Source organism: Chloroflexota bacterium (assembly GCA_018829775.1).
Taxonomy (GTDB): domain Bacteria; phylum Chloroflexota; class Dehalococcoidia; order Dehalococcoidales; family RBG-16-60-22; genus E44-bin89.
This window is the reverse complement of the sequence record JAHJTL010000095.1, coordinates 1-6,046: the sequence shown is the minus strand read 5'-3', so window position 1 is coordinate 6,046 and position 6,046 is coordinate 1. Positions and strand designations below refer to the sequence as shown.

General features: G+C 52.8%; 6 protein-coding genes and 1 rRNA gene. 4 read left to right on the top strand and 3 right to left on the bottom strand.

The annotated features are described in order from the left end of the window. Both hisG and KKD83_09255 read right to left on the bottom strand, forming a co-directional pair. Positions 1 to 578: ATP phosphoribosyltransferase (gene hisG, locus KKD83_09260; GenBank protein ID MBU2536332.1), on the bottom strand; the 578-nt coding region annotated here is incomplete at its 3' end. Continuing rightward, positions 535 to 1,815 (bottom strand): histidine--tRNA ligase family protein, encoded by a 1,281-nt coding sequence (locus tag KKD83_09255; protein MBU2536331.1) that lies wholly within the window; start codon positions 1,813 to 1,815, stop codon positions 535 to 537. The genes KKD83_09255 and hisG, both read right to left, overlap by 44 nt. A gap of 158 nt (positions 1,816 to 1,973) precedes the next feature. Between KKD83_09255 and KKD83_09250 the strand changes: the two genes are divergently transcribed. From KKD83_09250 to KKD83_09240, 3 genes are all read left to right on the top strand, one after another. Continuing rightward, on the top strand, positions 1,974 to 3,284 hold the full coding sequence (locus KKD83_09250; protein ID MBU2536330.1) for a nodulation protein NfeD: 1,311 nt from the start codon (positions 1,974 to 1,976) through the stop codon (positions 3,282 to 3,284). Further along, positions 3,285 to 3,590, top strand: coding sequence for a serine protease (locus KKD83_09245; protein MBU2536329.1), 306 nt, complete (start codon positions 3,285 to 3,287; stop codon positions 3,588 to 3,590). 67 nt (positions 3,591 to 3,657) lie between these two features. After that, on the top strand, positions 3,658 to 4,365 hold the full coding sequence (locus tag KKD83_09240) for a slipin family protein (GenBank protein MBU2536328.1): 708 nt from the start codon (positions 3,658 to 3,660) through the stop codon (positions 4,363 to 4,365). A 59-nt stretch (positions 4,366 to 4,424) separates the two neighbouring features. Here KKD83_09240 and KKD83_09235 read toward each other — a convergent pair whose 3' ends face one another. Further along, positions 4,425 to 5,204 (bottom strand): biotin--[acetyl-CoA-carboxylase] ligase, encoded by a 780-nt coding sequence (locus KKD83_09235; GenBank protein MBU2536327.1) that lies wholly within the window; start codon positions 5,202 to 5,204, stop codon positions 4,425 to 4,427. A 199-nt stretch (positions 5,205 to 5,403) separates the two neighbouring features. Here KKD83_09235 and KKD83_09230 point away from each other — a divergent pair. Beyond that, positions 5,404 to 6,046: ribosomal RNA gene (locus tag KKD83_09230) — 16S ribosomal RNA — on the top strand; the annotation flags it as partial.

The window sequence follows — 6,046 nt, the reverse complement described above, 5'->3', positions numbered from 1 at the left end:
TAGGCGCTGAAATCAAGGACTCTGGCAACCAGAACCATCCCCATATCGACCAGTTCCACATCGGTGTGACCGCTGATGAGAGCCAGGTCGGCATCCTCCGGCGGGTAGGCTTCTGCTCCGCCCCATACCGGAAAAATGCTGAACCTACCCAGCCTCTCTTTCAGAGCAAACGACTCGGCAAGGTTGGCATACTCACTGGTAATGCGGACTGCGCTCTGCTCGGCCTTACGTCGTAAAGCGCTCATCGCCATGTCAGCCTGCCCGGCCACCATATAGAGGCTGCCCATTCCGTAACCCAGGTCGTTTACCTTGACCACAGCACTGCTGGGGTATTTCACCAGCAGTTCCTCAATCCAGTCGCGTCCGCAAATCCCCAGGTCATAATTGCCAATGGCCACCTGTATCGGGATATCCCTCTCATGGAACATTTTCGCCGAGAGATTGGGATACGTGCTGGACTTAAGGTGATAGAGACGTGCCTGCTCGCGGTAGCCGTCCATTCCCCAGCCGGCTATCTGCAGCAGGCTGGCTGTCTTACCCAGAAGGCGCCCTTTTGGTAAGGCTATCTTGATGTCCACTCTTTTCCTCGATTATGCCCAGGATTTCGTCAATGGTCTGTATCTCAGTCTGGCCCGACTCGACTATATCTCGCAGCCTATATTTTGGTTGCCCGGCTCGTATTTCCAGAAGCCAGCGTACATCTGTCAGTTCCCTGTTCCCAAGGTCAAGCTCTGCCGTATATCCGCCGTCGCGGAGATGACTGGCGACGCTGAACGCTTCTTTTACTTCCGCATTACTTTCTGCCCTTACCAGCACCGATTGCCTGACAGGCTCTCTTAAAATATCCGGTTCCACCAGGTTCATAAGACGGTCGATGTAGAGAGCGAAACCCGAAGCAGGAATGTCGCCACCTCCCATCGCCGGAATAAGGTCGTCATATCGTCCGCCCCCGCCAATTTTTTCTCTGCCACTGTAGAGCTGAAAAATGATGCCGGTGTAGTATTCGAATCCAGCGCCAGAGGCGATGTCTATCTGATACTTGCAGCCGAGGTTCTCCAGGATACTGACAACATCGATAAAATTATTCAGGTATGGTTCAAACTCGGGCAGGCTTCGCGTGGAAATCGCCTTCAGGTTCTTTAGAAAGCCTGAGGAATGTCCCTTCAAACTGAGCAGCGGAAACAGGATGCCATCCAGTTCGGGTTTGCCGGCTCGTAACTCCGCCAGCGCTTTTGCATCTCCATCAAGAATCCGGTCGAAAACCCTCGCCTGTTCTTCAGGGTTCAGGCCAAGTCGTTCCAGCAGTGCTTTTATCAGACCGGCGTGTGATAGTCTCAGTGTTACGTTTTTCAGCTTTAAAGCATTTATAATCTCCAGGGCAAGAACGATCAGCTCAACATCGCTGGCCGGTGTGTTCACACCGATAAGCTCGGTGCCGCACTGCCATCTTTCCCTTGTCTTCTTTCCTGTCTCCTCAAAAATAAAGGTATTAGTAACGTAGAACAGCCTGGCCAGACCTTTTCCCGCCATGGTGTCAATATAGAGCCTGGCAATGGGAATGGTGCCATCGGGCCGCAAGACCACTCTCTCGCCACTCCATCCATCCCAGTCAAGGAAGGAATACACCCGCTCCAGCATGCTCGGAGTAAGCGTGCCGGCCGAGGTGAACAGGTGGAGGTACTCAATGGTTGGCGTGCGCACCTCCTGATATCCCCATCGGAGACATCGTTCACGAAAGACCTCTTCGATGAGACGGAACCTGGCCATCTCATCGGGAGACAAATCTCTGGTACCTTTGCACCTTTGAACTCTCATGGTAAAACCCAAGTCTGTAGTTCGTAAATTCTACACTAATCTGACTCGCCTGTTCAACTTTGCGCACGGTAGAGACCTTTTCCGCTATTTCATTTGTGCGTCATCTGTTGTATAGTATATAAAAGGTTCTTTTTATTGATTACAACACTAAGGTAATTATGCCCCGAATTGCACGCATACTGCTTATCTTAATAGGATTACTGCTGGCGGTTTCGCTTGTTGCCCGCGCCCAGACCGGGAGCTCCAGGATTGATGTGCTAACGGTAAAGGGCACTATTAACCCGGTCCTGACCGATTACATCAGCCGTGGCATTGAGCAGGCAGAGGAGACCGGCGCCAGCGCGGTTATCATTCAGATGGACACTCCCGGCGGCCTGGACACTGCGATGCGCGATATCATCCAGAGCATTATCAATGCCAGAGTCCCGGTGGTTGTTTATGTCTCTCCAGCCGGGGCACGGGCTGCTTCTGCCGGTGCCTACATCACCCTCTCCGCCCATATTGCGGTCATGGCACCGAACACGGCTATCGGCGCTGCCACACCCGTTGCGCTTGGTGGCGATGGCGAAGCCCAGATGTCCGAGGAAATGAAGCACAAGATAATCAATGACGCCATTGCCTACATCAAGGACCTTGCCTCAAGGCAAGGACGCAATGCGGAATGGGCGGAGAAAGCCGTCCGCGATGGCATCTCCGCCACCTCGCAGGAAGCACTGGACCTGAACGTCGTCGATATGGTTGTCTCCGATATTGATACCCTGATAACCCAGCTTGACGGGCGAACAGTCACCCTCATTGATGGCCGCGAAGTTATGCTGAATACGCAGGGGGCCACAATCAACTATGTCGATATGAAGCTTATTGAGGACTTTCTCTATACCATCGCCGACCCGAATATCGCCTACTTGCTGCTCAGTCTGGCCATGCTGGGCATCATGGTCGAAATCTTCAATCCGGGACTTATTTTCCCCGGTGTGGTCGGCGCCATCAGCCTGCTGCTTGCCTTCTTCTCACTGGGCGTACTGCCGGTCAACTGGGCCGGTGTCCTGCTCATCGCCCTGGCTTTTGGCCTCTTTATCGGTGAGGTGCTGACGACCACCTTCGGCCTTTTCACCGCGGGAGGAGTTGTTGCGCTGGTCTTCGGTTCACTCATACTGTTCAAGGGCGGCTCGCCGCTGTTCCGGGTTGACCCGTGGCTTATCGCGGCCGTTACCATTGGTATCGCGGGTACATTTGCCTTCGTAATCAACCGGGCGATACGTGCCCATCGCAAGCAGGCTGCGACAGGCCGTGAAGAACTGGTTGGCAAACGTGCCGTCGTAAAAGAGGCACTTGACCCGGAAGGAACCGTCTTTTACAAGGGAGAACACTGGGCAGCTATATCGGAAAAAGGTCGAATCGAGGCCGGTGAAGAAGTGATTATCATCGTTGTTGATGGCCTGACACTACACGTTGTGAGGAAAGAATAAATGAGTATACCTTATATACAAATAGACCCCTGGCTGGTAATCCTGGTTATTGTGGCGGTAGTGGCGTTCATTGCCTTTGTCATCGTTTACGGGATTCGTGCTCACCAGCTGAAGGTATCTGCGGGACGGGAAGAACTGATTGGCAGGGTTGCTGAAGTTACCGCACCAATGGCGCCTAAGGGTATGGTTCGCATTGAGGGTGAACAGTGGGCGGCAATACTGGAGAAAGGAAGGGCTGAGCCCGGGGAGGAGGTGTTTATTACCAAGGTCGAAGGTTTAAAGCTGAGAGTTACCAAGAAAGAGTAAAGGAGGTGATTAAGTGAACGTTATTATCTATGTTATTATTGCCTTTGCGGTGCTTATCATTCTCTCCATGGCGGTAAAAATCGTCACCGAATTTGAAAGGGGTGTTATTTTCCGACTTGGCCGACTGATTGGCGCCAAAGGCCCCGGTCTGTTCCTCATCATCCCGTTCGTTGACAGGATGGTGAAGGTTGACCTGCGCGTGGTAACCATGGATGTCCCATCGCAGGAAGTCATCACCAAGGACAATGTGACCGTCAGGGTGAATGCCGTGGTCTACTTCAGAGTGGTCGACCCTGAGGCGTCCGTGGTCAAAGTTCTTGACCATATAAGGGCCACCTCACAGATTTCACAGACGACCTTACGGAATGTGCTGGGGCAGTCCGAACTTGACGAGCTGCTGGCGCAGAGAGAGAAGCTCAACCAGATGCTGCAGAAGATTATTGACGAACACACTGACCCCTGGGGCGTCAAGGTCAGCACCGTGGAAATCAAGGAAGTTGAGCTGGCCGAAGAGATGAAGCGGTCTATGGCCGCGCAGGCTGAGGCGGAGAGAGAAAGGCGCGCCAAAATCATTCATGCCGAAGGTGAGCTTCAGGCAGCGGAGAAGCTGGCCCAGGCGGCACATATCCTCGGCAGAGAGCCGGCGGCAATTCAGCTTCGCTTCCTATCAACACTGACCGAGATAGCTTCCGAGAAAAACAGCACCATACTATTCCCGATACCTATAGAGTTTCTCAAGGCATTCGGCCGCCTGTCCTCGGGCACGAAAGAATAATCCAAATAGTCAGAGAGAAGGCAGAAATCAGTACCATCGGCCTAACGTCGCCGGGGATGCTATCCGGCATTACGCAGGGTGACATCGCCGGCGACAATACGGCTTAGATTGCCATTTTTGTGTCGCAGTAAAAGACTGCCATCTCTGGAGACGGTTTCCGCCACGCCTTCAAGTATCTCTTCACCTGAAATCACCCGGACTCTTCTACCCAATGTGATGAGTCGGTCACGCCACTCCTGATAGATGTCTTCTCCGTCCCCCAGAGACAGGTACAGTCTTTCCAGCTCAACGAGCAGGCAACGAATAATTTCCACGCGTGAAAGCTCTTTCCCCAGCTCATTATACAGGCTCGTGGCTGTATCAGCTATCTCCGGGAAATCCCTCATCCTGATATTTACGTTAATGCCGATGCCAATGACGGCCCACGCCACCTTATCGCCTTTCAGTTCATTTTCAATCAGGATACCGCAGACCTTCTTGCCCTTAACAAGGACATCATTGGGCCACTTGAGCCTTGTTTCCAGCCCGGCGACCGCTTCGATGCTTCGCGCGACGGCTACAGAGGCGAGCATAATGAGATAAGGGAGCTGAGATATATCGGGATAGAGAATTATGGAAAGCGCGATGTTTCCTCTGGGTGATAACCAGGCTCGCTTTGCCCTCCCTTTCCCCGCCGTTTGCTCTCCGGCGATGACCACGGTTCCTTCAGCCGACGCCTGTCTAGCCTCCTCCCTGGCGGCTTCCATTGTTGAACCATGCCTGGGGAAATGGACTACTTTCTGCCCGATAAAACGGGTACCCAACCCGGCTGTTACCAGTTCCGCCGTTATTACATCCATTATTTTGCCTGTCAAGCATTCACTGTATAATTGAGTCGTCGTTAGATAATATATCAAAATAACATGCCCGTACAATCCAGCTGGACAATATTGACAAACGAAAATGGCTATGATATTATTAAGTTTGCGCTTTAAGAGCGCTTCAAGCACTTTAACAACTGGATAGCGGAAGGAAGTTCAAGCCAAAGACACAAATTTTTAGTCGGAGAGTTTGATCCCGGCTCAGGATAAACGCTGGCGGTGTGCTTAATGCATGCAAGTCGAACGGTCCTTCGGGACAGTGGCGAACGGGTGAGTAACGCGTAAGTAACCTGCCCCTAAGTGGGGGATAACTTCGGGAAACTGGAGCTAATACCGCATGTGGTCCTTCTGCAAAAGCGGAAGGACTAAAGCCTTCGGGTGCTTGGGGAGTGGCTTGCGTCCGATTAGCTTGTTGGTGAGGTAATGGCCCACCAAGGCAATGATCGGTAGCTGGTCTGAGAGGATAACCAGCCACACTGGGACTGAGACACGGCCCAGACTCCTACGGGAGGCAGCAGCAAGGAATATTGTGCAATGGGCGAAAGCCTGACACAGCGACACCGCGTGGGGGATGAAGGCCCTCGGGTTGTAAACCCCTTTTCTCAGGGAAGAATAATGACGGTACCTGAGGAATAAGTCTCGGCTAACTACGTGCCAGCAGCCGCGGTAATACGTAGGAGGCAAGCGTTATCCGGATTTATTGGGCGTAAAGCGCGTGTAGGTGGCTCTTCAAGTCGGATGAAAAATCTCCCGGCTCAACTGGGAGGGACCATTCGATACTGCTGGGCTAGAGTGCAGCAGAGGGAGGTGGAATTCCCGGT